The organism is Sorangium sp. So ce1335 (genome assembly GCF_051521615.1).
In the GTDB taxonomy this organism is placed as follows: Bacteria; Myxococcota_A; Polyangia; order Polyangiales; family Polyangiaceae; genus Sorangium.
Genome location: NZ_CP150363.1, coordinates 3,058,546 through 3,085,251 on the forward strand (window position 1 = coordinate 3,058,546; position 26,706 = coordinate 3,085,251).

Sequence of the window (26,706 nt, forward strand, 5' to 3'; positions counted from 1 at the left end):
ATATCGTTTTAGGAAACGCTCTCGACGGCTTGAACGGCGTGACGACCGGGAACAGCGCGGTGGATCGGGTCGGTTCCCTGTCCACGCGTGATGCCTCATGAGGGCCGGGCACCCGGCTGCTCTCGGGGAAGACCCGACGTGCACCCTCGGCACGTTCGCGTGGAATGACGGTGTGGAATCGCCAGATGGCGAACATTGGAGGGTGCTTCATGACGAAGGTATTCAAGGCTGCTCTCGTCCTGGTCTCGGCGTTCGCGTTCACGGGGTGTGTCGTCGCCCCGGATGAGCTCGAGGGTACGGACGAGCTGGCAGGAGACGAGGGGGTCGAGAGCGCGGAGCAGGCGGTGACGAACGGCGTGGTGAACGCCGCCTGCGCCCAGTCCCTGACGCTCCGCAGCTCGCCCGGCGGAGCGACGATCGGCACGATGTACACCGGCCCGTTGCAGGGCATCTCGAAGTTCTACGTCCAGTCGACCAGCGGCGCGTGGTCGTACGGCTACTCGTACTCGCTCGGCCGCTGGGGCTACGCGCTGTCGTCCTACCTGACGGCGAACTACTGGGAGTCGGGCACGCCGGGGCAGCTCGGCTATCAGTGCCAGTGCGTCCGTGCCGACGGGACGATCATGGGCGGCGGCGTCGGCTGACGTCCGCTGCGACCGAGACCGTGGAGCGAAGGCGGCGCCTCCGGTGCACGGAGAGTCACTCCTTGAACGGCGCCGCCTGCATGACGTCGTAGAAATTGGGGGCATGGAAGCCCGGGATCAGGCGCTCGGCGATGTCGGCCGTGAAGTTGTAGAAGGCAGTCTCGGGCTTGCTGGCGAGCATGTCAGCGATCGCCTGCGGGAATGCGCGCTTGAAATCGAGGCGCGGGTACGCCTGGAGCACCTCCTCCACCTCGTCCGCAGAGAGCTCCTTCAAGTCCTTGCCGGTGATGTCCATGAGGGTTCCGACGTGGAGCAGCGCCACCTCGGGCCGCTTGTAGGGCGGGACCCCCCTCACGGTGTGCAGCGCGATGGCGTCCCACACGACGCCGATCGCCTCCTCGGGCACGCCGTGCTGCTTCAGGAAGTCGCTCGCCGCGTTTGCGCCTTCGACCTCGTACCGCTCCGGGCCCCGGAACCTCCCGGCCAGGCCGAGGTCATGGAGCGCCGCCCCGAGGTAGAACAGCTCGAGATCGAGCTCGAGCCCGCGTCGCTTCGCGAGCAGCGCGCCGAAGATGTACGTGCGCATGACGTGGTTGAAGAGGAAGGGCGCCGACATCTCCCGCGCGAGCTCGGTCGCTGCCGCGGCCAGGTGGCTGTCAGGGACGCGGATGCCAGCGATCTCGTTCTTCACGGTCCTCTCTCCTTCGTGGGGCGCCGAGCCCGGAGCGAATCTCCCGCCTCGCGCCCGGCCGAGCACAGGACCTGGGCCCTCGGGCGGATGTCCTTCAGGCCGGCGAGATTCTCCCCGTCGGCGAGTCAGGACCGGCGATCTGGCTCCGCGGCATCCGGCCGCCCTTCTTGCCGAACAACCTGAGGGCGACCAGGCGTGACCACCATCAGAAGGATCCGCCAGCTTCGGTCGACGACACACCCGATGTGCCGTTCCCCAGGTCCGCCTGTGCCAGGCCGGGCACGGGGGGCTCCGTGGCGCGCTTCAGGCCGGTCAGCACCCTGTAGCTGGCGGCGATGTCCTCCAGCTCGCCGGGGGCGAAGACGTCCTCGATGCGGTCGAAGCCGTCGGGGGCGCGCTCGTAGGCGATCTGCAGGCAATGCTCCGGACCGTTGCGGCGATTTGCCGCGACGATGGCGGCGGTGGCGGGCAGGCGCTCGGCCTCGTAGGCGGCCAGCGCCTCCACCGGGTCGGCGTGGGCGGCGAGCGCGCGGACCAGGGCGCGGGCGTCCAGGATGGCCTGGCTGGCCCCGTTGGAGCCGTTCGGATACATGGGATGGGCGGCGTCGCCCAGCAGCGTCATGCGCCCATGGCTCCAGCGCGGCAGGGGATCGCGGTCGACCAGCGGGAACTCGTAGATCGCCTCCGCGCCCCGGACCAGGGCGGGCACATCCAGCCAGCCGAAGCGCCAGTCCTCGAACCTGGGCAGGAAGTCGGCCGGGTCGCCCGGACGGTTCCAGTCCTCCCGTCGCAGGTTCCTGGCGACGGCGAGATCGGCGGCCCAGTTGATCCTCTGGCGGCCGTCCGGTCCCGGTGGAGAGATCGGATAGACGACGAACTTCTGGTCCTGATGACCTGCGATGATCATGCTGGCGCCGGTGAGGAAGGGCGCTGCCATCGTGGTCCCCCGCCACAGGATGTGACCGCCGTAGATGGGCGGCCCCTCGTCCGGATAGAGGCCGGCGCGCGCCGCCGAGTGGATGCCGTCGGCGCAGATCAGGAGGTCGGCGGGGACCTTCCACGCCGCGCCCGCGCGATCGAGGAAGAGCGCCACGATGCGGCCTTTGTCCTCCTCGTGGCCCGAGAGGCGCCGATCGCAGATCACCCGGTCGGGGCCCAGCCGCTCGACGGCGGCGTCGAACAGCACGCCCTGCAGGGCGCCGCGGTGCAGGGAGATCTGCGGCGCGGCATGCCCGGCGAAGCGGCCGCGCGGCTCGCCCCAGATGCGCTGGCCGAAGCGGTTGAAATAGACGATCTCGCGGGTCGCCACCCCGTCGGCCAACAGGGCCTCGACGAGGCCCAGCTCGCCCAGCACCTCGATGGCGTGGGGCAGGATGTTGATGCCGACCCCGAGCGGCAGGATGCTGGGCGCCGACTCGAACACCGTCACCTCGTGGCCCGAGGCGTGCAGCGCCAGAGCCGCGGCAAGGCCGCCGATCCCGGCGCCTGCGACGATCACTTGCATAAGTCCTCCCGTAGACATGCGGCTCGACGCCGCGCGATGGAGACGCGCCTCACCTTGATACAGATAAAGGAGATTGCCCGCAGCCGTCAACCGGACCCGACGGCGTCGTGCGCCGAACCCGGTCGTCGGTGAAGAGCGGCCGAGGGCGCTCGCGCCTGTCGAGGGTCCGCCTTCACGCCGAACGCGGCGACGGTGAACACCGACATGATGGCACCGAAGATATCCAGCCTCATGAAGACGGCGATTCCGACGTGCAATCCGACCGTGGCTGCTACCCAGAGTCGCCGGGTCCGACGTGGCCAGATGAAGAACGGGTACCCGATCTCCACGAGCAGCACCATCCACCCCCCGGCCGCGGCGATCCAGGCGTGGTGAGCGAGCCACGAAAAATCGAACCGCCGGTACTCGGGCAGCATGAGCGAACGCCACATCGCGTCGCCGTCCCACCACGCCGAGCCCAGCGCCTTCTCCACGCCGCTCGAGAGGTAGACGAGACAGAGGTGCAGCTGGACCACCCGCAGCGCGAGACGCGCTGTCGCGCTCGGCTCGGGCGGCGCTCGTCCGAAGACGCGGTCGAGCGACAGCGCAGCGCCCGAAGGCATGAACATGAGGTAGAACAGGAAGATGTGCGCGAACTGGTCCGCTCCGTAGTTCGTCCTCTCCGCGGTCATCATCAACGTGAAGTGCACGAGCCAGGCGCACGCCGCGGAGAGCCGCGTCCTCCAGCCGAGCAGGAGGCCAGCCAGCGACAGCGCGTAGAGGACCCCCACGCCAGCGATCACCGAGCTCTCACCGACCCCGAAGCGGGAAAATGCATCCACGAGGTGGCCGATCCGGGGGAAGCCGACCGCGCCAGACCCGTCGAGGAGCTGTCCCTGAACGATGCCCGAACGCGAGTACAGCTCGGGAGCGATGGGCGCGATCAGCGCCGCCTGCACCAAGAGGACCGACGCGAGCCCGATCCGGAGCGCAGCCAGGGGCCGCGCCGACGCGGGGGCGAGCGCGAATCGCTCCATCGAGCTCCACAGGCGCGCAGCTGCCCCTCCGGCGTTCGGCAGGCGCAGGGTACAGGTCCGCTGCCTCATGGCGTCGCCCCTTGGTCGATCTCGCCGGCAGCGAGCCGCGCCTTCAGGTTGAACTTGGCCTGATATTCCACATACCACCGCGGCTGGTCGCCCGCGCGATACTCCGCCATCGAGGGCAGGTCGTAGCTCTCGAGCCGGACAACGACGCTGTCCGCCTCCGGGTGCTTGGCGAACACCTTCGCTGCCCAGGACGCGACGAGGGAGCGCCTCTCGGCCGGGTCCTGCTCATCCCAGTACATGCTGATGATGTTCTTGACGCGGAGGTCCGCTTCTCGGCTCGCTCCTGTCTCCAGCACCTCGGTCGTCAGCGTCCCCGCGCGGTCCCTGACCTCGAAGGTGGCCCAGGGCAGGGGCCCGACGCTCGGAGCGAAGAAGGAGTACGCGCTGCTGGCCCCGGAGAGCGCGCCATAATAGCCCACCGCGCGCTCCACCCATCCCCCGTACGGCAAGCGCACATGCAGCACACCCAGCACGAGCACCAGCCCGAGGTGGATCGCGGCAGCGGGAAGCGCGAAGAGCAAGCGCTTTCGTATGTTTCCTGTCTCGTCCATCGAGCTCACCCCCGTGGAGCCGTATTGCGCGCGGCGTGCCACCCGCCTTCGCTACCCGCGTCTCCAGCGCGTTGCCACCGGGCCGCAGCGCAGGCCGCGGCCGGGCGGCGACGCGTGACGCGCGATGTCTCAGCGCGATCGCCCGTGATGTTCGACGCCGCGCTCGCCAAAGCGGGCCCGGCATTCCTCGATGGCCGCGCCCGACTCCGTGCCCATCACGGTCGGGCCCATACCTGCTCTAGCGCCGATAGGGCCGGTAGTAGCCGGCGGCCGGCCGGTAGTAGCCGGCAGCCGGCCGGTAGTAGCCGGCAGCCGGCCGGTAGTAGCCGGCGGCCGGCCGGTAGTAGCCGGCGGCCGGCCGGTAGTAGCCGACAGCCGGCCGGAAAAGATGACGCTCGTTGTCGAGCGATGGCGGTGTTGCTGTCTCCTCGACGAGGTTCAGGTTCTCGATGGGCACCGTGTTCGCCGCGGAAGCAAGCGCAGAGATCCCGCACACTCCTGCGCTGACGGCGATGAGGCCAAGAAATTTCACATGGTTCATTTGTCACCTCCTTCCCGCTTCGGTTGCGCCCATGGTGATGCAGGAGACGGGCCGAGCTCGACCGGTACGGCACGTGGCAGGCTGCTGATCGCAGCGCGCAGATCCTTCATGAACCATGGGTCGACCAGGTGAAGGTGCGCAATGCGTGGGCGGTGCGCTGCGATGCTGCGGCGCCGGCGGCATTCCCGCCATTCGTGGCAGTCGAGCGCCTACCCCCGGCAGGGAGCGTCCAGGATCCTGGGAGGCCTTGTTCAGGAACATGCAGACATCCCGGCGAGGAACCAGCGCGCGCAGCGTGGCCGTGCGGTGGGACCGAGGATGCCGCGAGCCCGTCACCGCGGGCGACGCAGCGGCGGAGGGCGCCCCGCTGGGCCACACCGGGGCAGCCCTCGGCGGCGAAGCAGGCGGAAGCTATGGAAATTGCTGCTGCTTCCGGCGACGGCTCGTTGTCGACCGGTCTTTCTGGCGGGACTCTTTCGCGGGGGCGAACCGTCGCGATCCGTCACTTTCCCCGAAGTTTGAAGGGGGCGTGACGACGGATCGCACCGGTTCGAAGGGCATGGGCCCAACCGCCGGACTTCGGGCCCGGGGAGCTCGCGACGGTCGATCCGTCGCCTCGGGCGGCCGTCGTCGCCTTGCTCGCCGGCACGCTGAGCCGCGCCGTCGCCCTCAGGGATGAGGTGGCCGCCCGGGTCGTGCACGAGGCCATCGGTCAGCTGCTCGGGCTGCCGGTGGCACCGGAGCGGTGAGCAAGCTTGGACCGAACGTCGAGCCCGCCGTTCGCGTCGACTCGCTGCCGGAGCCTTGCCGCTCGCCAGTGCCCGCAAGCTCTACCGACTCGCCCGCGCGCGACGGTTGCGTGCCGAAGCGCCCCGGAAGCATCCGAGCGCGAGCCGGGTGCTCGGCGAGCGCCACCGCCGCCGCCCGCCGACGGCCGACGGCCGCGCCGCGGTGTACACCCATCGCGCGGCGCTCGTGTCGGACCTCCTCGGCGGCGCCGACCTGTTCGGCGCCCTGCGGAACATCGAGGCTGCCGGCGCGGGCGCGCCGGCGACGGGCTCTCCGGCGCCCCCGTGCTGCAGCCCTGAGAGGGCACCCTGGCGCGCCGGACGGCGCGCGGGCGCTCAGGGAACGGGGGTGAAGGCGACGGTGAGCGTGTAGGGGCCTCCGCCGATCGGCATGTAGGTGTCGACGATGACGAACAGCGGCTCGCCGCCGGTGACATCGATCGCGAGCGTCTCGTCATCGCCGCGGCCTCCGCCGTCGGCGCACTCGAGCTCGGAGCCCGAGTCCGCGCAGCTCTCGCGCAGGTAGAAGCCCAGGTCGGCCTCAGCGGACAGCGTCAGCGTGAGCGTGCCGTCGCTCGGCGGCGTGAACCTGTGGAGCGCCTCCGGCAGGTCCCATCCGATGCAGCTGCCTTCGAACACCGACGTGCCGGCCGCCGTGCTGCCCGTGTTCTCGCCGATGACGAGCTCGGCAGCGTCCTCGCACAGCACGTCGGGCTCGTAGGCGCACGTGGCGGAGCATCCATCGCCGCTCGTGGTGTTGCCGTCGTCGCACTCCTCGATCGAGCCGACGGTCCCGTCGCCGCAGACGATCGGCGTGAAGCTGACGTTCAGCGTGTAGGGACCGGCCTCCCGCGGCTCGTAGGCGTCGACGACGATCGGCACGGCCTGGCCGTCGCTCACGTAGATCTCGATCCGCTCTTCGTCGGGCAGACCGTCATAGGGGGAGCTCTCGTCGGAGCAGTCGATCTCGGAGCGCATGTCCGCGCACGAGCTGCGGGCGTAGACGCTGTGATCGGTCGGCGACTCGAGCTCGATCACGAGCGTGCCCGACTGCCCGGTGGGCGGCGTGAACAGGTGGATCTCTTCCGGTCCGTGCCCCGTGTTGCCGAGGAAGCACGTCCCTTCCAGCCCGCTCGTGCTCCCCGACGTATCGCCGTGGATCGTCGTCGACAGGATGGGTGTCGCGCTCGCGCAGGCGGCCTCGGCGATCGGGGTGCAGGTCGCGGCGCATTCGGTGTCCGCGCAGTCGTAGGACCCGTCCCCGTCGTCGTCCTCGTAGTTCGTGCAGTCCGTCTCGCCGAGCGTGCAGACGCCGCTCAGGGTGTCGCACGCGCCGCGCGCGGGGCACTGCGCGTTCGAGGTGCACCTCGGGACGCAGGCACGGATGCCGCCGCCGGTGTCCTCGCAGGCATACCCGTCGCGGCACTCTGACGACGCGCTGCAGAGCGAGAGACACGCGCCCTCGCCCTCGAAGAGATCGACACAGACCCCGCCGTCGCACGCTCCGCCCGGCGTTGGCTCGGCCGCCGGATCACACAGGACCGAGCAGAGCCCAGATGGGTATCCGAATTCCTCCTCGGAGAGGCAGATGTCCCCGGCGCACGCATCGTCCGTCGCGCAGGCCTCGTACAGCGTGCCCGCCGGCCCGCCGCCGCCGCCGCTGCCACCGGTGCCAGTGGGGTCGGCGCCGCCGCTGCCGCCGGTGCCGGTGGGCTGTGCGCCGCCGCCGCCGGTGCCAGTGGGCTGTGCGCCGCCGCCGCCGCCGGTGCCAGTGGGCTGTGCGCCGCCGCCGCCGCCGGTGCCAGTGGGCTGTGCGCCGCCGCCGCCGCCGGTGCCGGTGGGCTCTGCGCCGCCACCGCCGCCGCCGCCGGTGCCGGTGGGCTGTGCGCCGCCGCCGCCACCGCCGCCAGTGCCGGTGGGCTCTGCGCCGCCACCGCCGGTGCCAGTTCCGTTGCTCGTGGCGTCGACGCCGCCGTCACCGCCAGAGCCGCCATTGCCGCCGGCGCCCCCTTGGCCGTCATCGTCTCCGCATCCCGCGGCTACCGATAGCGCCAGCACGAAAATACCTGCAACGAGTCGTACGTTCATCTATCTGCTCCAACGCAAGAGAGAGCCGTCATGACGCGGGTGAGCCTGACTCCACGGCGCAGCGTGACGATATCTTCGGCGCACCCGCTCCGCCTCGATGAACGCGTGGTCAGCGAAGAGCTTCACTTAACCGGTTTGTGTGAAATTTACAATGATGGTAAACGCTCGGCAACTTCGACGCGTGTTCAGCGACTTTCTTCCGCTTAACCGGTTGTGTGAACGTTAAGATGAGGGTAAACATCCCGGCAACTCGAAGCGCTTCGACGAGGAGGGCCGACGTCGACTTCTCGTCCCGGAGGAATTTTATGATCGGAAGAGTCAAGGGCGCAGCGCTGCTCGCCGTGCTCGCCGCAGGAGCCCTGACGCTGGCCGCGTGCGGTCGCAGCGACGACGGCGCGTCCGGCGGCAAGGAGCTGCGGGTCTGGCACTACGAGGCTCCCGGCAGCGCCATGGGCGTGGCCTGGAACGAGGCCATCAAGGAGTTCGAGGCCACCCATCCGGGCGTGAAGGTCAAGCTCGAGGAGAAGGGCTTCGAGCAGATCCAGAAGACCGCGCCCATGATCCTGAATTCCAGCAGCGCCCCCGACGTCATGGAGTACAACAAGGGCAACGCGACCGCCGGGCTGCTGTCCAAGCAGGGCCTGCTCCAGGACCTCACGCCCGAGGCAACCAAGCGCGGCTGGGACAAGCGGATCGGCCCGGGCGTGCAGGTCGTCGCCAAGTACGATGAGAAGGGCATCATGGGCGGCTCCACGTGGTACGGCGTGCCGAACTACGCCGAGTACACGCTGGTCTACTACAACAAGGACCTGTTCAAGAAACACGACATCAAGGTCCCGACCACGTTCGACGAGCTCACCAAGGCGATGGACGCGTTCGTCGCCAAGGGCGTCACCCCGCTGGCCAACGCCGGCGCCGAGTACATGGCGCAGCAGTACGTCTACCAGCTCGCGCTGGACAAGGCCGACCAGCCGTGGGTGAACGCGTTCCAGCGCTACACCGGCAAGACCGACTTCACCGACCCGGCCTGGACGCACGGGGCGACCACGTTCGCCGACTGGGTGACCAAGGGCTACATCGCCAAGAGCTCGGTCAGCACCAAGGCCGAGGACGCCGGGGTGGGCTTCATGAGCGGCAAGTTCCCGATGATGTTCTCCGGGACCTGGTGGTTCGGGCGCGTGGCCAAGGAGGCCAAATTCGACTGGGATACCTCCGTGTGGCCCGGCGCCAAGATGACCCTCGGCTCGGGCGGCAACCTGTGGGTCGTCCCGGCGGGAGCGAAGAACAAGCAGCTGGCCTACGACTTCATCGACATCACGCTGAAGAAGAAGATCCAGGACATCCTCGGCAACGCCGGCGGCGTCCCGGTGGCGGCCGACAGCGCGGCCATCACCGAGCCCAGGGCCAAGAAGCTCATCGACGGCTTCAACACCCTCGCCCAGTCGAGCGGCCTTTCGTACTACCCGGACTGGCCGGTCCCGGGCTTCTACGACCAGTGGGTCTCGCATACCCAGAAGCTCATGAACGGCGATCCGCCGCAGTCGGTGCTCGGCGGCATCCAGAAGACGTACGACAGCGGGCTGCCCAAGTGACAGCACGCAGCTCGACAGGGCGTGACGGGCTCGCCTACCTGCCCTACCTGATCCCCGGACTGCTGCTGTTCTCCGGGGTCATCGGGGCGCCGTTCCTGATGAACGTCGGGACCAGCTTCACCGAGTGGGCCGGCGTCGGCACCCCGAAGTGGGTGGGGCTGGACAACTACCGGGAGCTGGCGACGGACGGCGAGTTCTGGGCGTCGTTCCGTCACAATATCCTGGTCATCGTCGGGATGGCGATCATCCCGACGATGATCGGGCTCGTGCTGGCCTCCGCCCTGACCGACCTGATCGACCGGCACTTCGGCCCGCGCGCCGCCAGCGTCCTGCGCGCCTGCATCTACCTGCCGCAGGTCCTGCCGATCGTCATCGCGGGCATCGTCTGGAGCTGGCTGCTCGCCCCCGAGAACGGCGCGGTGAACGACCTGCTGGACGCGATCGGGCTCGGCTCGCTCGCGCACGACTGGCTCGGCGATCCCGCCACCGCGCTGTGGAGCGTCATGGGGGTCATGGTCTGGATCCAGATCGGATTCCCCCTCGTGATCTTCATGTCCGGGCTGCAGCGCGTGGACCCCTCGCTGTACGAGGCGGCCGAGATCGACGGGGCCTCGTGGGCGCAGCGCTTCTGGCACGTCACGATCCCGCAGATCAAGCCCGAGATCTTCGTGGTGCTGCTGTGGACGACGATCGCGGCGCTCAAGGCGTTCCCGCACATCTTCGTGCTCACCAGGGGCGGCCCAGGAGGCGCGACCAACGTGCCGTCCTACTACTCCTACGTCCATTTCTTCGAGAAGACCGACGTCGGCTACGGCTCGGCGATCGCCACCGTGCTGACGCTGCTCATCCTCGCGCTCACCATCACCTTCCTGCGGCTGCAGGGCCGTGAGCTGGGGGAAGAGCAGTGACCGTGGCGCTGGCCCAAAGCCCGGTGAGCGCGCCCGCGCGGAGCCGGCCGCGGCGGCGCCGCCGGGGCCCGTCGGCCTACGCGGTGCTGGTGGCGCTGAGCGCGCTCGCCGGGATCATGCTGATCCCCTTCGCCGTGGTGGTCTTCAACGCGCTGAAGACGCCGGAGGAGTACACCGCCAATGGCCCGCTCGCCCCGCCGGAGGGAGTCTATCTCGAGGGGATCAGGAATTTCTGGGAGCGCGTCGGCTTCGGCGATGTCCTGCTCAACAGCCTGCTCATCAGCGGCTCGGTGGCCGTGCTCGCGGTCCTCTTGTCGGTGCTGAACGCCTACGCGCTGGGCGTCGGCCGGATCAAGCTCCGGATGTGGGTGCTGGTCCTCTTGCTGATGGCCAACACGCTGCCGCAGGAGTCGCTGGTCTACCCGCTGTACACCCTGGCCAACAAGCTCGGTCTCTACGACACCCGGATCAGCGTCATCATCGTGTTCACCGTCATCCAGAGCGCGTTCGGCACCTACCTGCTGTCGTCGGTGATGTCGGCGTTCCCCCGGCCGCTCCTGGATGCGGCGCGGATCGACGGCGCGAGCCGGTGGCAGATCCTGTGGCGGGTGGTCGTGCCGGTCGTGTGGCCCACGCTGACCGTGATGCTCGTCTTCTTCTTCATCTGGACCTGGAACGAGTTCCTGATCCCCCTCATCTTTCTTATCTCCAACGACAACCAGACGGTCTCGGTCGCGCTCGGCGTGCTGCAGGGCCAGCGGCTGATGGACGCCACCATGTCCAGCGCCGCCGCGCTGCTCGGCCTGCTGCCGACCGTCGTCTTCTTTCTCATTTTCCAACGCACGCTGTCGCGCGGCCTCACAGCAGGAGCGATCAAGGAATGAAGTTCAGCGACGGTTACTGGATGATGCGCAAAGGCGTGCACGCGGCTCACCCGGCGGAGGTCCTCGACATCGACGCCGGGCCGGCGACGTTCGTCGTGCACGCGCCCGTCCAGCGGATCCGGCACCGCGGCGACCTGCTCAAGGGCCCGGTGGTGACCGTCTCCTGCGCATCCCCGATGCCGGGCGTCATCGGCGTCACCATCACCCACTTCGCGGGCGAGCGGCCCCGCGGCCCGGCGTTCGAGCTGACCACCGACCCGACCGGGGAGGTGACGGTGGACGAGGACGCGGCGACGCTGACCTCCGGCGCGCTGTCGGTGCGGGTCGGGCGCCGCGAGGGGTGGAGGCTGGACTTCCTGGCCGGGGGCCGCCGCCTCACCGGCAGCGCGCAGAAGGCGATGGCGATCATCGACACCGACGACGGCCGCCATTACGTGCGCGAGCAGCTCGACCTCGGCGTGGACCATTTCGTGTACGGCCTCGGCGAGCGGTTCGGGCCGCTGGTCAAGAACGGGCAGGCCGTGGACATCTGGAACGCCGACGGCGGCACGTCCAGCGAGCAGGCGTACAAGAACGTGCCGTTCTTCCTCACCAACGCGGGCTACGGCGTGTTCGTCGACCACCCCGGGCGCGTGTCGTTCGAGGTGGCCTCCGAGGCGATGGCGCGGGCGCAGTTCAGCGTCGAGGGCCAATCGATGCGCTACTTCCTCATCTACGGGCCGACGCCGAGGGAGATCCTGCGCAAGTACACCGCGCTCACCGGGCGGCCCGCGCGGGTGCCGGCCTGGTCCTACGGGCTGTGGCTGTCCACCTCGTTCACCACCGATTACGACGAGGCGACCGTCACCTCGTTCATCGACGGGATGGCCGAGCGAGACCTGCCGCTCAGCGTGTTCCACTTCGACTGCTTCTGGATGCGCGAGTTCCGGTGGTGCGATTTCGAGTGGGACCCGCGCGTCTTCCCCGACCCGCCCGGGATGCTGCGCCGGCTCAAGGGGCGCGGCCTGCGCATCTGCGTCTGGATCAACCCCTACATCGGGCAGCGCTCGCCGCTGTTCGAGGAGGGCAGGGCGCGCGGCTACCTGCTGCGGCGCCCGAACGGCGACGTGTGGCAGTGGGACCTGTGGCAGCCGGGCCTGGCCGTGGTCGACTTCACCAACCCCGAGGCCCGCGCGTGGTACGCCGCCAAGCTCGACGCGCTGCTCGACATGGGCGTGGACTGCTTCAAGACCGACTTCGGCGAGCGCATCCCCACCGACGTCGTCTACCACGACGGGTCCGACCCGGAACGCGCGCACAACTACTACGCCTACCTCTACAACCAGACGGTGTTCGAGCTCTTGCGCAAGCGGCGCGGCGAGGGCGAGGCGGTCGTGTTCGCCCGCTCGGCCACGGCGGGCGGGCAGCAGTTCCCGGTGCACTGGGGCGGCGACTGCGAGTCGACGTTCGAGGCGATGGGGGAGAGCCTGCGGGGCGGCCTGTCGCTCGGCATGTCGGGCTTCGGCTTCTGGAGCCACGACATCGGCGGGTTCGAGGGCACCCCCGACCCGGCGCTGTTCAAACGATGGATCGCGTTCGGGCTGCTGTCGTCGCACAGCCGGCTGCACGGGAGCCGCTCTTACCGGGTGCCATGGCTGTTCGACGAGGAGTCGGTGGAGGTGCTGCGGCGCTTCAGCCGGCTGAAGATGCGGCTGATGCCGTACCTGGCCGGGGCCGCGCGGCAGGCGTACGGCGAGGGCTTACCGATGATGCGCGCGATGGTCGTCGAGTTCCCGGACGACCCGGCCTGCACGCATCTGGAGCGGCAGTACATGCTGGGCGACGACCTGCTCGTGGCGCCCGTCTTCTCCGCCGACGGGGAGGTCTCCTATTATGTGCCGCGCGGCGTGTGGACGCACTACCTCACGGGGGAGCGCGTCGAGGGCGGCCGCTGGGTGCGCGAGCGCCACGGGTTCGACAGCGTGCCGCTGCTCGTCCGGCCGGGGGCGGTGATCCCCGAGGGCGCGGTGGAGGACCGTCCCGACTACGACCATGCGAACGGGGTGACGCTGCGCGTGGTCGAGCCGGCGGACGGCGCCCGCGTCACCACGGTGATCCCGGGCGCGGACGGGGACGCGGTCACGACGTTCACCACGTCTCGGCGCGGCCCGGTGATGCGGGTGGAGGCCGCGGGCGCCCCAGGTGTCTGGAACGTTCTCCTCGTCAACCGCCGGGTCGTGGCCGTTGAAGGCGGGGAGAGCGCGGAGCACCCGGGAGGAGCGCTGGTCAGGGCGGCCGGCGGCGAGCTGGTCATCACGCTGGAAGAGAAGGGCTCAGCCACGGCACGCGGCCCCAAAGGAGACGACCGATGAAGAGATCTCGCTTGATCACTGCTTCCGTTCCGTTCGCCCTCGCGCTGGCGTTGCACCCGTCGGACTCGAGCGCGGGTGACATGCTGCCGTTCCAGGACCCCGGTCTGCCGATCGAGGTCCGCGTCGACGACCTGCTCGGCCGGCTCACGCTCGACGAGAAGCTCTCGCTCTTGCATCAGTTCCAGCCTGCCATTCCGCGGCTCGGCATTCCGGACTTCAAGGCCGGCACCGAGGCGCTGCATGGAGTGGCCTGGTCGACCGATCGCGACAACGGCGGCGCCGTCGTGACGGCGACCGGCACGGTGTTCCCGCAGGCGATCGGCCTGGCGACGACCTGGAACCCGGATCTCATCCTGCGGGTCGGCGAGGCTGTCGGAGACGAGGTTCGCGGCTATCACGCGCTCGCCCCTCGCGTCTGGGGTCTGCAGGTATGGGCGCCCGTGGTCAACCTCCTGCGCGACCCGCGCTGGGGGCGCAACGAGGAGGGCTACTCCGAGGACCCGCTCCTCTCCGGTGTGATCGCCACCGCATACGGGCGCGGCCTCGAGGGGGACCACCCGCTCTACCTGAAGACCGCGCCGGTCATCAAGCACTATCTCGCCAACAACAACGAGATCCGCCGTGACACCACGTCGTCAAACCTGCGCCCGCGCGTGAAGCACGAGTATGACGAGCTGGCCTTCAAGATGCCCATCGCCGCCGACGCCGTGACCGGCGTCATGACCTCCTACAACCTGGTCAACGGCAGGCCGGCCACCGTCAATCCGGATCTCAATGACGTCGTGCGGAGCTGGACGCAGAAGACGCTCTACAACGTGTCCGACGCCTGGGCCCCCTCCAACTTGACCAGCTCGCAGCGGTACTTCGCCACGAAGGAGGAGGCCTTCGCGGCGACGCTCCTGGCCGGCGTGGACAGCTTCACCGTCGACAACAACGACAGCGCGCCCACCATCGAGACCCTCCGCTCGGCGCTCGCGCAAGGGCTCCTCGCCGAGGAGGACATCGACGCCTCCGTCGAGCACGTCCTCTCCGTCCGCCTCCGGCTCGGCGATTTCGATCCGGGGGGGGGCCCCTTCGCCGGTATCGGGCCCGACGTCATCGACAGCCCGGCGCACCGCCAGCTGGCCCGCCGGGCCGCCGACGAGGCCATGGTGCTGCTCGAGAACAAGCGTCGCCTCCTGCCGCTGGACCCGTCGGCCACGCGGCGGATCGCGGTCGTCGGGCCTCTCTCGGACACGCTCTACACGGACTGGTACTCCGGGGCGCTCCCGTACCGGGTCACGCCCCTTACCGGCATCCGCGAGCGGCTCGGCGGCGCCACGATCCTCTCCAGCGAGGGCGTGGACCGGATCGTGCTGCGCGACGTCGCCAGCGGCCGTTACGTGACCGCCGGCGCGGACGACGACGGGGACATCCTCCGCGTCAGCGCTGCCAGCGCGGGTCCCACCGAGGAGTTCGACGTGTTCGACTGGGGGCAGGGCATCGTCACGTTGCGGAGCGCGGCCAACGGCAAGGTGGTCGACCGCTTCAACTTCGGCGCCAACTTCGCGAACCGCGCCGCCCAGCCCTACGACTGGTTCGTCCAGCAGCAGTTCGTCCTCGAGCCGCAGGGCGACGGCACGCATGTCATCCGCTACGCCGGATACGAGAAGGCGTTCGACTGGGCCGGACCCGAGGTCTACCTGACCATCGCCGAGGACGGCGCGCTCGCCCTGACCGCGACCGAGGCGGCCGACGCGGCTCGCTTCGAGGTCGACCTGGTCCGGAGCGGCGTGGATGAAGCGGTGCGCGCGGCGACAGGCGCCGATGCCGCCGTGGTCGTCGTTGGCAGCATGCCGTTCATCAACGGGCGGGAGGATCACGACCGCACGACGATGGCGCTGGCCGAGGGGCAGTCCGCCCTGGTACGGGCGGTGCTCGCCGCCAATCCGCGCACCATCGTCGTGCTCGAGACCAGCTATCCGATGACCATCCCGTGGGAGAAGTCCCACGTCCCTGCCATCCTGTGGACCACCCACGCGGGCCAGGAGACCGGCCATGCCATCTCCGACGTCCTCTTCGGCGACCACAACCCTGCCGGGCGACTGACCCAGACCTGGTACCGCTCGGCGGACGACCTGCCAGACATCCTCGAGTACGACATCATCAAGGCCCGGCGGACGTATCTCTACTTCGACGGTGATCCGCTCTATCCGTTCGGGTACGGGCTGTCGTACTCGACCTTCGGGTATGACAACCTCCAGCTGAGCGCCCGGTCGGTCCAGGCCGGCGACACGATCTCGGTGCGCGTCGACGTCACGAACAGGAGCCAGCGGGCCGGCGACGAGGTCGTTCAGCTCTACAGCCGCCAGCCGTCGTCGCGCGATCCGCAGCCCGCCAAGCAGCTGCGGGCGTTTCAGCGGGTCCACCTCGCGCCGGGCGAGAAGCGGACGGTCGAGCTCGATTTCGCCGCCTCCGACCTCGCCCACTGGGACGTGACTCGGGGCCGCTGGGTGCTCGAGGCGGCTGGCGTCGAGCTGATGGTCGGCTCCTCCTCGGCGGACATCCGCCGCCGCACGACCGTGCGCGTGCGCGGCGAGCGCATCCCGGCGCGCGACCTCGCCCGCGAGACGCGGGCGGTCGACTTCGACGACCATGCCGGCATCGAGCTGGTCGACGAGAGCATGGAGTGGGGCGATGCCGTAGGCGCCACCGCGGGCGGCTGGCTCCGCTTCTCCGATGTGGAGCTGGGCAGCGGCGCGAGCCACTTCAGCGGCGGGTTCGCCCGCGCCGAGGCGGGCGACGCGCTCGTCGAGATCCGGCTCGACGATCCGGTCCGCGGCAAGCTGGTCGGGACCGCCGTCGTGCCGAGCACGGGCGACGTGTATGCATACGCCACCGCGACCGCCGAGCTCGACGGCGCTCACGGGCGACGCGACGTCTACCTCGTGTTCCGTGGGGCCGCCCGCCTGTCCACCTTCGCGATCGACTGAGGCAGCTGCTGCTCCTGGAACGTCTCGTCGAATAGCTCGTGCCGGTGCAGCCTGAGAAAGCCGAACAGGGCTCGCACCCGGGTCAACCGTTTCATGAGCGCCTGTTCCTGCCGCGACAGCTCCACCGGCGGCAACCATCGTTCCATCCGTGCACCTTCATCCCTGAGCAGCGCCGTCGCCGTCGGCGATGACGTGGCAGCCCGGGTCATTCACGATGCGATCGGTCGGCTGCTCGGGGTGCCGGTGGCACCGCAGGAATGAGCTTGCCCGAAGCCGCATCGCCGCCTCCGTTCCGCGCGGGAATGGTGCGTTGCGGGGGCGAGGACTGCCCGGCCTCCCGGCCTGCCACGGTCGAGCTCACGCTCTATCCGGTCATAGAATGTACGGAGACGACGTCCCACCGTACGGCCACGCTGCACGCGCCGGTTGGCCTGGAGATCCTCCCGCGCCTCGACGCGTGCCGCACCACGAGCGGCAGGAGCTCCACCCGCCGTCGCCGCAGGCATGACAGGCGGAGCGCGCGCGCTGCGCGGTGAGCCGGAGCGCCCCCCGGGTGTCGTAGCACGGCACTGCCGTTGCCGCGCCGCGATTGGCCCCCAGCTATGTGATGAGCGGACCTCGACACCAGGCAGCGCGGCCGACAGACGTCACGTCCATGCCGATCGCCCGGGCGATGCTGACATAAACGTCGTTGTGATTGCGCCCGCCGGCGTCGAGCAGGCGCCCGGTCTTCCAAGCACCTCCACAGCTGCCGGCAACCACGAAAGGTGCGTGTTGGGGCGGGTGGTCGGTCTCGGCGAAGTTCTGGGCCGAGCCCAGCTGGCTGCTGCCGTTCTGGGTGCAAAGAACCGCTGCGGTGTTGTCGAGCAGCGAGAACTCGCCGTCGGCGAGGCTCTTCAGCTTCTCGACGAAATAGCGGAACTCTCCCGCGAAATAGGCCTGGAGCCGGGTGATCTGTCGTCCCGGAGCGCCGTCCGGATCGCCGTGTGAGACGGAGTGCCAGGCTGAAATATCGATGTCGCCGAACTTGATGGCTTCGTTGTTCTCGCCGCCGCCCCACATCATGGATGCCACGCGAGTGATGTTGCAGGCGAAGGCCATCGCCATGATGTCGAGATATAGCCGGCTGTGCTCCGGCATGTCGTTCATCATGGTGTTCTTGCTGAGCAGCGGCGACGCGATCTCCTTGCACGAGCTCTCTCTGGGGATGCTGCCGCCGACATCGCGTTCGAGCGTGCGCAGCGACTCGAGGTAGAAGTCCATCTTGACGGCTTCCTCCGGCCCGAGCCGCCCGCGAAAGGACCGTACATCGTCCTTGATGAAGTCGAGCACGCTCTGACGGCGGAGCAGCGCCTGCTCGGCGGAGCTCGGCGTGTTCATGGACGTGCCGCCCCCGCTGATGCGGTCCGCGATGCGCTGATACGCAGCCAGCGGGGTTGTCACGCTGGGGATGAACCTGCCATCGACCTGAGACAGCCCGGGGATGACGCCGCCGTCGCCGGATGTCTGCCCGACCGCGATCTCCAGCGATGCCAGCGGCGCCGTGCCCTTGAGGAACCTGGCGAACTCCTGATCGATGCTGGTCGGCGCGCCGAGGCCGAACACCGAGAACGACGCCGAGCGGTGCGCATTACCGGGGTCGCGTGCGAGCGTCAGGTTCTTGAACACCAGGATGTCGTCGCGCACCGCCTCGAGTGGCGCCATGTGCGGCTTGAGCACGAAGTCCCTCTCGCCTCCGGTCGGCTCCGATTGATACTGAGAGCCATTCGCGTAGCCGAACATGGCGACACGCGTGATTCGCGGAACGGTTTGGGCGTAGAGGTTGTCGATGAGCCCAGAACAGAAGATCGTTCCGTAGCCGAGGCCACGGAGCATCGCACGCCGGGAAAATTTCACGTTGCGCATGGCTAACTCCTAGTTTCTCCGGTCGATGAAGCTCGGTGACTCGATCACGCTCAGCACCAGCTGATCGATCGCGTGCTGTGAGCGCGCAAATTCGTCCACGAGGCGCTCCTTCTCGCAGGCGTCGAGCTCCGTCAAGTCGTACCCTGAAGCGTAGGCGGCGAACTGCTGGACGAAGCAGCCGTAGACATCCGGCTTTTGCGCCAGCTCGTCCACCAGCTCCACGAAGTTGGAAAACACGATTCCGGGGAGCGCGTTCTCCTCGCTCGGCAGCGGCAGACTGCCGCTCGCGTCGATCACCTGCCCCTGATCCATCGTTCTGTAGCGACCGATAGCATCGTAGCTCTCGAGCGCAAACCCGATGCCATCGAACAGCTTGTGACAGACGGCGCAGGCCGGGCTCGCATGAATGCCGAGTCTCTGCCGACCCGTGGCGCCCGGCTCGGCAAATTGGCCAGCGTTCGGGACACCGGCGGGCGGCAGCGGCACGCGGTGGCACAGGACCTCTGCGCGGACGTAGGCGCCGCGCCCGACGAGGCTCGTATCTTGGCTGTGCGCGTGGCCCCAGAGAAACGGTACCGAGGTGAAGATGCCTCGGCGCTCCGTCGGATTGAGCTCGCGACGCACCATGGCGTTGCCGGTCACCCCGCTCAAACCGTAGAGCGGGGCGGTGCGCTCGTTCACGAACGCGTACGTGCCCGAGAACAGCGAGTCGAAGCGACGATCCGCTCCCGCGTCGAACAGCACGCTGTTCGTGAACAGGCGCAACTCTTCTTGCAAATCGGCGGCGAGCTCGGGCGTCGCCATCGGGAAGAGGCTGGCGTCTTTCACCGACTTCGAGAGATTCTCGAGCTCCAGCCACTGCTCGAAGAAGTGGTTCATGGCCGGCGCCGCCCTGTCGCGCGCCTCGAACAGGCGCTGGGCCTGGGCCAAGATCACCGTACGGTCGCGCAGCTTGCCTTGATCTGCGAGCGCGGTGAGCTCAGCGTCCGGCGCGCTGTCCCAGAGCATGTACGAGAGCGCCGAAGCGATCTCGTGATCCGTCAGCGGTGTCACCGCTCCGGTATCCTTCACCGTGCCGAGCTCGGTGCGGTGCAGGCTGTTCGGCGACATGAGCAGCGCCTGCACGACGCTCTTGACGCCGCCGGCAGGACCTTCGCCCTGCGCGGCGGTCTTGGCGAAGAGCGCGCTGAAGGAGGTGATTTCAGCCGCCGAGAGCGGGCGGCGCCAGAGCTTTCGCCCCGTTTGGGCGACGAAGCCGTCCAGGCAACTGCCAGGCGCCAAGCTGGCGACGTCGCAAGCGATCCCGAACTTGTCGGGGTTCTGCAGCGCGTGCGCCCCGAGCTCTTCGCCGAGCGCGAAATATACCTCCGCGAGGAGCGGCGCGACGCGCAGGTTCGAGGCCTGGTTGGCGAAGCCGTCGAGCCTGGCCTCGTTCGGCAAGCTCGACAGCGCTGCCGGCTGGATGTCGAACTCGTCGCGCAAGGTGTTGGCAAGCTGGGTGTTGGTCAACCGCCAGATGCGCGGTTTGGCCAGCGCAGGGGTGGCGCCACACTCGGCCGCCGGCGCCGCCTCGCCCTCGGGTCCCCCGCCGTCGGGTCCCAGGACGCCCGTGCACCCGGTGGCCACGGCGACCGCGAGCGGCGCAAGGCGAAACGAGCGGCTCATGAGTGAACGCAGTACACCGGTTCGTTTTACGATAGGCATGGAACGCTCTTGCTGGGGTGAAATTTGGACGAAGCTGGGTGAGGCTGGAAATTTGGACGCGATCCAAACGTCGAGCTTCTCGTGGTGGCATCTCCGCTTGTTGCCGCGAATGACGGCATCCGTGTCGAAATCGGTAGCGCTCCAGGGGTTCGGCGCGGGTAGCCGGACCGCCGCGGCTCGTGGGGCACGGGTCCCACGGCGTCTACCGCTTCGACGATCCGCTCGGCGCGCCCGTGGTCCTCGCCAGGTCCGACAGGGAGATCGCGCGCATCGGGAGCGCGCCCTCCGCCGGGGGCGGCGCAGGGGGCGTTGCCGCCGTCGCGGATCGAGGAGCGGGAGGTCGTCGCGCTGCTCCTATGCGTCAATCGGCCGGATAGCCCCGCCACATCCAGCGCAGCGTGTCGGGGAGTGTCTGTCTGATCACCTTCCCGTCGCAGTGGCTGGCGCCCTTCGAGTAGACGAAGCGGTAATGATACCCATTCTCCTTGAGGATCGCCGCCACGCGCTGGTTCGCCATCACCCAGTTGTGGTGGCTGGCTTCATCTCTGGTGCTGCCGAGGTCGTTGTCGCCGACCTGCAGGAAGATGCGCAGCGGCTTGCGCGGGCTGTCCCGGATGAGCCCCTCCGTGTACTCCCAGGCGCCGTCGGGATACTCGGCCTCGGTGGGCGCGCGGGGGTTCTGCTGGTCGACGAACGTGCCGGAGTAGGTGACGATCTTGCGGTAGGTGTCGTGGCCGAACCAGCCCATGGTCAGCGCCGCCGCCCCGCCCGAGCTGCATCCGTACGTGCCGCGTCCGTCCGGATCGCTGGTGAACTTCAGGTTGGGGTACGCGGCGTGGACGGCCTGGTCGTTCTTGACCGCCTCGAGGAGCTCCGTATCGACGAACCTCTGATAGGCGTCCGACATGGTGTCGTATTCGAGCCCCCGCTCGCTGCCGTACGAGTCGCCCCCTCCGCTCGCGGCGAAGATGGCGATGACGCTCGGGAAACCGTTGTTCGGGTCCGCGACGAGGTTGTTGATCGTGTTGATGATCTCGTTCCTGTCGCGCGCGTCCTGGACGACCATGAACGGCGCCTCCTCGCCGTCGACGTACGTCGCGGGGATCGCGACCTCCACGCGGCGGTTGAAATCTCCTTTGGCGTTGTCGTTCAAGGTTGGATCGTGGCCGGTGAAGATTTCGCTCTCCCGGGACGGCAGGGAAAACGTGAACGTCCGCCCCTGGGGAACGCCGTCGATCCTCCTGATCTCCGGGGCGTCCTGGTAGTCAGGCCCGATCTCGAAATCGCCGTCGCCTTCGGTGCCGACCGGATCGATCGTCCCGCCCTGTCCTCCCCCGCCGTTCGGGCCCGGGTCGTCCGTGCCGCCCGTGCCCGAGGTGCTGCCGCTGCTGCTCGAAGAGCTGCTGCTGCTCGAAGAGCTGCTGCTGCTCGAAGAGCTGCTGTTTCCTTTTCCTCCGCTGCCGCCCGAGCCGTCGGCGGCGTCGTTGTCGGGCCCGCAAGCAGCGATTGAAAGCGCGACAAGCAGCGAGATACTGCATGGGGTGGAGCGGGTCATGGATCCTCCTCGGATTCAGTAGCGGATCGCCCTCGGGCCGGCTCACCACGAGAGCGAATCGTGCCGGAGCGAAGTTTTTCTGTCGCAGCGTGAGCCTGCTGCTCGCCGCGACACGGCATGCCTCCCAGCCGCGACGCGGCATGCATGCCAGCAGGCGGTATCCTTCTGCGGCGATCTCTCCGTAACGAAGCGAGCGCTTGGAAGCGAACCTCGTCCCAACGCAGCGGAATTTCTCGAGCACGTCGCCTCCTCCTGCTTTTTACTTGATCGGTTGGTCGCAGCAGCTCCACAGTTGCAGGTATGCGTATCGCTTCCTTCAGCGTGCTCGCGTTCGCATTCGCTTGCTCCAGCTCGCCAGACGAGGCCGGCGGCTCGGGAGGCGCAGGCGGCGCCGCCGCGGGCGCCCCGGGCACGAGCGGCACTGGCGGCGTCACCCAACCAAACGGAGGCGCGACGAGCCCCGGCGGCAATGCGACGAACGGCGGCACAACGACAGGAGGAGCCGCGATGGGCGGAGCGTCGACGGGCGGCGAGCCAGCCGGCGGCACCTCGGAAAGCGCGGGCACGGCGAGCGGCGGAGCGTCGGCAGGAGCTGGCGGAGCGAATGGCGGAGCCGGCGGGGCGAGCGGCGGAGCCGGCGGAGCGAGCGGCGGAGCCGGCGGAGCCGGCGGCGGCGGTGCCTGCGTCAAGAACCTCGCCTGCAAGCTGGACCCACCGCCGAGCACCGGCGATCTCGCGCAAGACTGCGTCGATCGCATCAACCAGTTCCTCACGCAGTGCGCTTGCCTGCCGGCGCTGAAGCGCCGCGAAGACGGCGAAGCCTGCGCCAACGAGATGGCGAAATACGACGCCGATCACAACATGGCTCACGCCGGCATCGGAGCAAGAATCTGTGAGCCCGGCGGCTCGCAAAACTCCTGCCCTGGCTACTCCTCCGACAAGCAAGTCATCGGCCTGTGCATGCAACAGATGTGGGACGAAGGCCCGCCACCCACCGCAGACTGCACCGGCGACTGCTACGAAATGCACGGCCACTTCATCAACATGACCGACGACTCCGTCACCCAGGTCGCCTGCGGCTTCTACACGACGAGCAGCGGCAAAGTCTGGGCCGTCCAGAACTTCACGCGCTGAGAGCGCGGGCTGGTGGCCTTCTCCTTGAACTTCTCGTCGTCGCGCTCACCCCGGATGTCTTGGCGCGGGGGCGCCTCGTAACTTCTATCGCGTCAGGGGACGCTCGTCGGGTCGGCCGGGTCGCTGCCCGCGTCCCGCTCGTCGCCGTCGCGGAAGCCGTCGCCGTCGCGATCGATGCCGATTCGCTCCCCCGATCCGGGCGGCACGCACGTGTACGTCAGCTCGCCGCGGCGCCCCCCGGCGAGCAGGCGGAGCTCGGCGTCCGACCGCCACGGCTCGCACGCGCGGTCGGCATCGAACCGGCCGCTCCCGGTGTACAGAAAGCCGAGCTCGTCGCCGTGGGACCAGCCCTTGACCACGAGATCGCAATCGCCGGCATCGGCGCGCGCCACGAGCAGATCGATGCGCGGACCGGCCACCGCCGCGTTCGATGACGTCAGCGTGATCTGCTGGCCCACGATCGGCTTCAGGTTCGATTCGAGCGCGAGCATGTACGCCGCCACCTGGTGCTTCAGGAGGTCTCCCTCGGGGCCGACGGGGAAGCCGCCGGGGTTCTCCGGGATCTGGACGAAATCAGAGAACGAGTTGAAGCGAAAGAGCGTGTCGACCGCGCCGTCGTGGAGGAACCCGAAGCCGCGGACCTGGTCGCCCATGTGCGCGTTCGAGCCGCCGAACGGGAACACGAACGACTCCGCCATGCCGAACATCCCTATCTTCTGGTACTGATTGCGCAGGTGCGGGACCTTGAAGATCTGGGACTCGTTGGCGTTGGCCGAGCCGCCGTCGCTGCCGAAGAAGCCCGGGGCGAAGTCGTCGGGGTTGGCGCCGGGGTCGACGACGTGACACCCGATGCACGACGCGCCGAGGATGCTCGAGACGGGCCCCCCGAAGAAGTCGCGCCCCGCGAGCTGATCGGGCGTGAGCGAGTCGTCGAGCGCCCGGATGGGGTTGGGCGGATAGGTGACCTGGAGGATGAAGTCCGCGAAGGCATCCATCTCCTCGTCCGAGAGCGGCTCGTCCCGCCCCAGCAGATCGACGAACGACGTCCGGAACTTCTTGAACGCCGCCCGCTCGTCGAACACGCCGCTGTCCGGCTGGGATGTGGGAGCATCATGACCGCCCGTCCGGTCGCCGCGCCAGTGCATCGGCCCGTGGTTGGCCATGCCGCGCAGGCTCTGGGTCGTCATCGGCCCCTTCATCGGATGGAGGGTCGGGTCCTGGCCGAAGAGATCGGTGCAGAACGGCCCCGGGTTCTCCAGCGCGGTGCCGTCCGGGTTCCCGAGATCCCACGCGAGGCTGTCGAGGTCGCCGAAGATATGGCAGCTCGCGCACGACGAGTCGCCGTGGCTCGAGCTCAGCGACGCGTCGTAGAGGAAGCGGCGGCCCCGGACGACGCTCGGGGGCTCCGGGTTGTGCATCGGCACGTGCTGGACCTCGCTGCGGGTCCGCGTGTCGATGACCGAGATCGCGTTGTCGAAGCGCGTGAGCACATAGAGCCGGTGCCTGCCCTCGTCGAGCACGAGGCCGGTCGGGCCGCCCCCGGGGACGTGGATCTGAGCCGCGCTGCTGGGCACGAACGTGTCGTTCTCGAGCTGCGCTGTGTCGAAGACGCCGATCTTGTCCGAGCCGAGCGCCGCGACATACAGGGTCGCGCCGTCGCGCGTCACGGCCATCCCCGTCGGCTGCGCGAGGCTCTTCGCGCTCTCGCCGTTCGCGATGGGCGCGCAGCAGGCGCCGTAGTCGATGTGCTTGTTGAGGTGCCTCGGGACGACGCCGTCCGGGCCGAGGACGGTGATCCGGCTCTCGTGCAGGTGGCCCCGCACGCTGTGGCCAGCGAAGAGGCCCGGCCCCTCGAAGCGCTCCTCGTTGCGGGCGTCGGTGTTGGAGACATAGACCTTCCCGCTCACCGGGTTCACGGCCATGTTGAACAGGATGGTCCCCACGCCCGTGAAGAAGCCGCCTGGCCCGTCCACCTGGCGCGGCGGATCGGCGAGCGCGTCGATGGCGAAGACGTCCTTGTCGGGCAGCGAGAAGCGCACCGCGTCGTCCCACGGGCGCCCGAGCTCGTCGACCCAGTGGGCCCCGTCGAACTTGAGGATGAGCCCGACCTCCGGCTGGGGGATGCCCTCGAAGTTGGTGTTGGGCCAGGGCAAGCCGCCCGTGGCCTCCCCGCCGTTCGGCACGAGGCTCTCGTCGATGCTGGTCGTGCGGTTCCCCGAATGGAAGGCGGCGGCGTAGACGCGGCTGCCGTCCGGCGTCGCCGCCAGCGCGCGCGGCGTATCGCTGAAGAGCGTCAGGATGGTGAGCGGCGCGCCGCCGAGCGTGGTGCCGAGGTCGACGGCGTCGAACACCCAGACGTCCGCGCGCCCGACGCCCGGCGTCGTGATCTGCGGATCGAAGGGGATGTTCTGCCCGCGGTGCGCCGTGGTGATGAAGGCCCGCGAGCGCCCCTGTCCGGCGAACACGATGTCGCGCGGCTCGTCCCCCACGAGCAGCGTGCGGACGACGCGCGCCCTGGCGACGTCTCGAACGTCGACGACGCTCACGCTGTCGGACAGGTGGTTCACCACCCAGACTTCGTCGTCGCCCCGGGCAGCCACGGCGACCGGCTCGAGGCCCACGGGCACGGACGCCGCGAGCCGCAGACGATTCGCCTGGACGCGGAAGATCTCCAGCCGGTTGTCGGGGGTGTTCGCCGCGAAGAGCAGCTTGCCGTCCCTGGACAGGGCCACCGGGCGGACCTGGCCCGATTCGAAGGTCGTGAACGGTGTGGCGGCCGCCGCGGGGAACGCGGCAGTGAGGAGTGCGGCTGTTGCACCGGTGCAAACAGCCAGGAAGCGGTGGAGACGGCATTCAGGCAGCATCGTTTCAAAGTACGTGAAATGGAATTTCTTTCGCAATGAAAAACGCGCGGGATCATCGCGGGATCCGGTCGAGCCGGGGCTGCGCCGAGCACGTGGACCGATGGCGGGAGCAGCGCCTTCAGCGCGTCGTGCAGGCGGCGGTGCGTCACGAGGCCGCTGGCATCAGCGCCCGACGACCTCCGGCGCCGGCAGACGTTCCCGGACCGCGTCAGCGGCGGCCGCGATCACGGCGCGCACGTCCACGAGGGGCCCGGAAGGGAGGACGAGGCAGACTGTCCCGCCTGTGACCAGACGCCGCAGGCGCGCTCGTCGGGGGCCGCGCGCCCTGTGACCGCGCGCCGCTGCTCGGACCGCGAGCGAACATCCTGACCGTCGAGAACTGCACGAGGTTTCCCGCAGGGGGCCGCGTCGGCATCGTTCGTGTATCGCCGGAGCCTCCGGGAGCGCGCTCGGCCCTCGGGCCGGCGCCCCGTTCAACCGGAACAAGGAGGTACCGATGAACCATGCGAGCAATCCGAGGTGGTGGGATGATCACAAGACGTCCGGCTGGGAGCGCGTGAAGGAAGCGCTGCGCCGCGACTGGGAGCAAACCAAGGCGGACTTCACGAACAACAAGGGCCAGGAGCTCAACCAGGACGTCGGCGACACGGTGAAGCAGGCGCTCGGCAAGCAGCCGATCCCGCCGCGCTACACGCCGAACAGCGACTGGGACCAGGTGGAGCCGGGGCTCCGCTACGGCTGGGGCGCGGCGGGCCACTACAGCGATCACACCGACTGGGACGACCGGGTGGAGAGCAAGCTCCGGGAGGAGTGGAACGACCTCAAGAGCGGCCGCACCTGGGACGAGGCCAAGGGCGCCGTGCGGCGCGGGTGGGAGTCGGCGCGGCGCAAGGCGTCCTGAGCCGCGGCGATCGGGAGACCGCGCGGACGGCGGTCCGCCCCGGC

General features: G+C 69.0%; 19 protein-coding genes. 8 read left to right on the forward strand and 11 right to left on the reverse strand.

Annotated elements, in window-relative coordinates; genetic code table 11:
- Nucleotides 1–209 precede the first annotated feature (209 nt).
- The gene (locus WMF24_RS11430) at nucleotides 210–644 is read left to right on the forward strand and encodes a hypothetical protein (RefSeq protein ID WP_437736424.1); all 435 of its coding nucleotides are present in this window, start codon (nucleotides 210–212) and stop codon (nucleotides 642–644) included.
- 55 nt (nucleotides 645–699) lie between these two features.
- Here WMF24_RS11430 and WMF24_RS11435 read toward each other — a convergent pair whose 3' ends face one another.
- The 6 genes from WMF24_RS11435 to WMF24_RS11460 all read right to left on the reverse strand — a co-directional run bounded on the left by WMF24_RS11435 (nucleotide 700) and on the right by WMF24_RS11460 (nucleotide 7,892).
- The gene (locus WMF24_RS11435; RefSeq protein WP_437736425.1) at nucleotides 700–1,335 is read right to left on the reverse strand and encodes an HD domain-containing protein; all 636 of its coding nucleotides are present in this window, start codon (nucleotides 1,333–1,335) and stop codon (nucleotides 700–702) included.
- Nucleotides 1,336–1,540: 205 nt separating this feature from the next.
- Nucleotides 1,541–2,839, reverse strand: coding sequence for a flavin-dependent oxidoreductase (locus WMF24_RS11440; protein WP_437736426.1), 1,299 nt, complete (start codon nucleotides 2,837–2,839; stop codon nucleotides 1,541–1,543).
- An 86-nt stretch (nucleotides 2,840–2,925) separates the two neighbouring features.
- Nucleotides 2,926–3,855: an HTTM domain-containing protein gene (locus WMF24_RS11445; RefSeq protein WP_437736427.1), complete on the reverse strand. Its 930-nt coding sequence runs from the start codon at nucleotides 3,853–3,855 to the stop codon at nucleotides 2,926–2,928.
- Nucleotides 3,856–3,920: 65 nt separating this feature from the next.
- Nucleotides 3,921–4,445 carry a hypothetical protein gene (locus WMF24_RS11450; protein WP_437736428.1) on the reverse strand — a complete coding sequence of 175 codons (525 nt, stop codon included), beginning with the start codon at nucleotides 4,443–4,445 and terminating at the stop codon, nucleotides 3,921–3,923.
- 268 nt (nucleotides 4,446–4,713) lie between these two features.
- On the reverse strand, nucleotides 4,714–5,016 hold the full coding sequence (locus WMF24_RS11455) for a hypothetical protein (protein ID WP_437736429.1): 303 nt from the start codon (nucleotides 5,014–5,016) through the stop codon (nucleotides 4,714–4,716).
- A gap of 1,124 nt (nucleotides 5,017–6,140) precedes the next feature.
- Nucleotides 6,141–7,892: a DUF4215 domain-containing protein gene (locus WMF24_RS11460; protein WP_437736430.1), complete on the reverse strand. Its 1,752-nt coding sequence runs from the start codon at nucleotides 7,890–7,892 to the stop codon at nucleotides 6,141–6,143.
- A 305-nt stretch (nucleotides 7,893–8,197) separates the two neighbouring features.
- On the opposite strand from WMF24_RS11460, the gene WMF24_RS11465 reads away from it, so the two are divergent.
- From WMF24_RS11465 to WMF24_RS11485, 5 genes are all read left to right on the forward strand, one after another.
- Nucleotides 8,198–9,484, forward strand: a complete 1,287-nt coding sequence (locus WMF24_RS11465) for an ABC transporter substrate-binding protein (protein WP_437736431.1) — start codon at nucleotides 8,198–8,200, stop codon at nucleotides 9,482–9,484.
- Nucleotides 9,481–10,392, forward strand: coding sequence for a carbohydrate ABC transporter permease (locus WMF24_RS11470; RefSeq protein ID WP_061618040.1), 912 nt, complete (start codon nucleotides 9,481–9,483; stop codon nucleotides 10,390–10,392). Before WMF24_RS11465 ends, WMF24_RS11470 begins: the two co-directional genes overlap by 4 nt.
- A 116-nt stretch (nucleotides 10,393–10,508) precedes the next feature.
- On the forward strand, nucleotides 10,509–11,276 hold the full coding sequence (locus tag WMF24_RS11475; protein WP_437738791.1) for a carbohydrate ABC transporter permease: 768 nt from the start codon (nucleotides 10,509–10,511) through the stop codon (nucleotides 11,274–11,276).
- The gene (gene yicI / locus WMF24_RS11480) at nucleotides 11,273–13,627 is read left to right on the forward strand and encodes an alpha-xylosidase (RefSeq protein ID WP_437736432.1); all 2,355 of its coding nucleotides are present in this window, start codon (nucleotides 11,273–11,275) and stop codon (nucleotides 13,625–13,627) included. Before WMF24_RS11475 ends, yicI begins: the two co-directional genes overlap by 4 nt.
- A complete protein-coding gene (locus tag WMF24_RS11485) occupies nucleotides 13,624–16,599 on the forward strand; it encodes a glycoside hydrolase family 3 C-terminal domain-containing protein (RefSeq protein ID WP_437736433.1) in 2,976 nt (991 codons plus the stop codon). Before yicI ends, WMF24_RS11485 begins: the two co-directional genes overlap by 4 nt.
- Nucleotides 16,600–16,755: 156 nt before the next feature.
- Here WMF24_RS11485 and WMF24_RS11490 read toward each other — a convergent pair whose 3' ends face one another.
- From WMF24_RS11490 to WMF24_RS11505, 4 genes are all read right to left on the reverse strand, one after another.
- Nucleotides 16,756–16,878, reverse strand: a complete 123-nt coding sequence (locus WMF24_RS11490; protein ID WP_437736434.1) for a hypothetical protein — start codon at nucleotides 16,876–16,878, stop codon at nucleotides 16,756–16,758.
- 321 nt (nucleotides 16,879–17,199) lie between these two features.
- Nucleotides 17,200–18,504 (reverse strand): DUF1552 domain-containing protein, encoded by a 1,305-nt coding sequence (locus WMF24_RS11495; RefSeq protein ID WP_437736435.1) that lies wholly within the window; start codon nucleotides 18,502–18,504, stop codon nucleotides 17,200–17,202.
- A gap of 9 nt (nucleotides 18,505–18,513) precedes the next feature.
- Nucleotides 18,514–20,169, reverse strand: a complete 1,656-nt coding sequence (locus WMF24_RS11500) for a DUF1592 domain-containing protein (protein WP_437736436.1) — start codon at nucleotides 20,167–20,169, stop codon at nucleotides 18,514–18,516.
- 400 nt (nucleotides 20,170–20,569) lie between these two features.
- A complete protein-coding gene (locus tag WMF24_RS11505) occupies nucleotides 20,570–21,763 on the reverse strand; it encodes an alpha/beta hydrolase (protein WP_437736437.1) in 1,194 nt (397 codons plus the stop codon).
- A gap of 507 nt (nucleotides 21,764–22,270) precedes the next feature.
- Between WMF24_RS11505 and WMF24_RS11510 the strand changes: the two genes are divergently transcribed.
- On the forward strand, nucleotides 22,271–22,897 hold the full coding sequence (locus tag WMF24_RS11510; RefSeq protein WP_437736438.1) for a CAP domain-containing protein: 627 nt from the start codon (nucleotides 22,271–22,273) through the stop codon (nucleotides 22,895–22,897).
- Nucleotides 22,898–22,989: 92 nt separating this feature from the next.
- On the opposite strand, the gene WMF24_RS11515 is transcribed toward WMF24_RS11510, so the two are convergent.
- Entirely contained in the window at nucleotides 22,990–25,761 is a 2,772-nt protein-coding gene (locus tag WMF24_RS11515) for a hypothetical protein (protein WP_437736439.1), read from the reverse strand.
- A gap of 496 nt (nucleotides 25,762–26,257) precedes the next feature.
- Here WMF24_RS11515 and WMF24_RS11520 point away from each other — a divergent pair, with 496 nt between their 5' ends.
- Nucleotides 26,258–26,662 carry a hypothetical protein gene (locus tag WMF24_RS11520; protein ID WP_437736440.1) on the forward strand — a complete coding sequence of 135 codons (405 nt, stop codon included), beginning with the start codon at nucleotides 26,258–26,260 and terminating at the stop codon, nucleotides 26,660–26,662.
- The last annotated feature ends 44 nt before the right edge of the window (nucleotides 26,663–26,706 follow it).

Coding starts and splice junctions, on each gene's coding strand:
- WMF24_RS11430 (WP_437736424.1), top strand. CDS start 210: ATGACGAAGGTATTCAAGGCTGCTCTCGTCCTGGTCTCGGCGTTCGCG.
- WMF24_RS11440 (WP_437736426.1), bottom strand. CDS start 2,839: ATGCAAGTGATCGTCGCAGGCGCCGGGATCGGCGGCCTTGCCGCGGCT.
- WMF24_RS11445 (WP_437736427.1), bottom strand. CDS start 3,855: ATGGAGCGATTCGCGCTCGCCCCCGCGTCGGCGCGGCCCCTGGCTGCG.
- WMF24_RS11455 (WP_437736429.1), bottom strand. CDS start 5,016: ATGAACCATGTGAAATTTCTTGGCCTCATCGCCGTCAGCGCAGGAGTG.
- WMF24_RS11460 (WP_437736430.1), bottom strand. CDS start 7,892: ATGAACGTACGACTCGTTGCAGGTATTTTCGTGCTGGCGCTATCGGTA.
- WMF24_RS11465 (WP_437736431.1), top strand. CDS start 8,198: ATGATCGGAAGAGTCAAGGGCGCAGCGCTGCTCGCCGTGCTCGCCGCA.
- WMF24_RS11475 (WP_437738791.1), top strand. CDS start 10,509: ATGCTGATCCCCTTCGCCGTGGTGGTCTTCAACGCGCTGAAGACGCCG.
- yicI (WP_437736432.1), top strand. CDS start 11,273: ATGAAGTTCAGCGACGGTTACTGGATGATGCGCAAAGGCGTGCACGCG.
- WMF24_RS11485 (WP_437736433.1), top strand. CDS start 13,624: ATGAAGAGATCTCGCTTGATCACTGCTTCCGTTCCGTTCGCCCTCGCG.
- WMF24_RS11490 (WP_437736434.1), bottom strand. CDS start 16,878: ATGCGGCTTCGGGCAAGCTCATTCCTGCGGTGCCACCGGCACCCCGAG.
- WMF24_RS11495 (WP_437736435.1), bottom strand. CDS start 18,504: ATGCGCAACGTGAAATTTTCCCGGCGTGCGATGCTCCGTGGCCTCGGC.
- WMF24_RS11500 (WP_437736436.1), bottom strand. CDS start 20,169: ATGAGCCGCTCGTTTCGCCTTGCGCCGCTCGCGGTCGCCGTGGCCACC.
- WMF24_RS11505 (WP_437736437.1), bottom strand. CDS start 21,763: ATGACCCGCTCCACCCCATGCAGTATCTCGCTGCTTGTCGCGCTTTCA.
- WMF24_RS11510 (WP_437736438.1), top strand. CDS start 22,271: ATGGGCGGAGCGTCGACGGGCGGCGAGCCAGCCGGCGGCACCTCGGAA.
- WMF24_RS11515 (WP_437736439.1), bottom strand. CDS start 25,761: ATGCTGCCTGAATGCCGTCTCCACCGCTTCCTGGCTGTTTGCACCGGT.
- WMF24_RS11520 (WP_437736440.1), top strand. CDS start 26,258: ATGAACCATGCGAGCAATCCGAGGTGGTGGGATGATCACAAGACGTCC.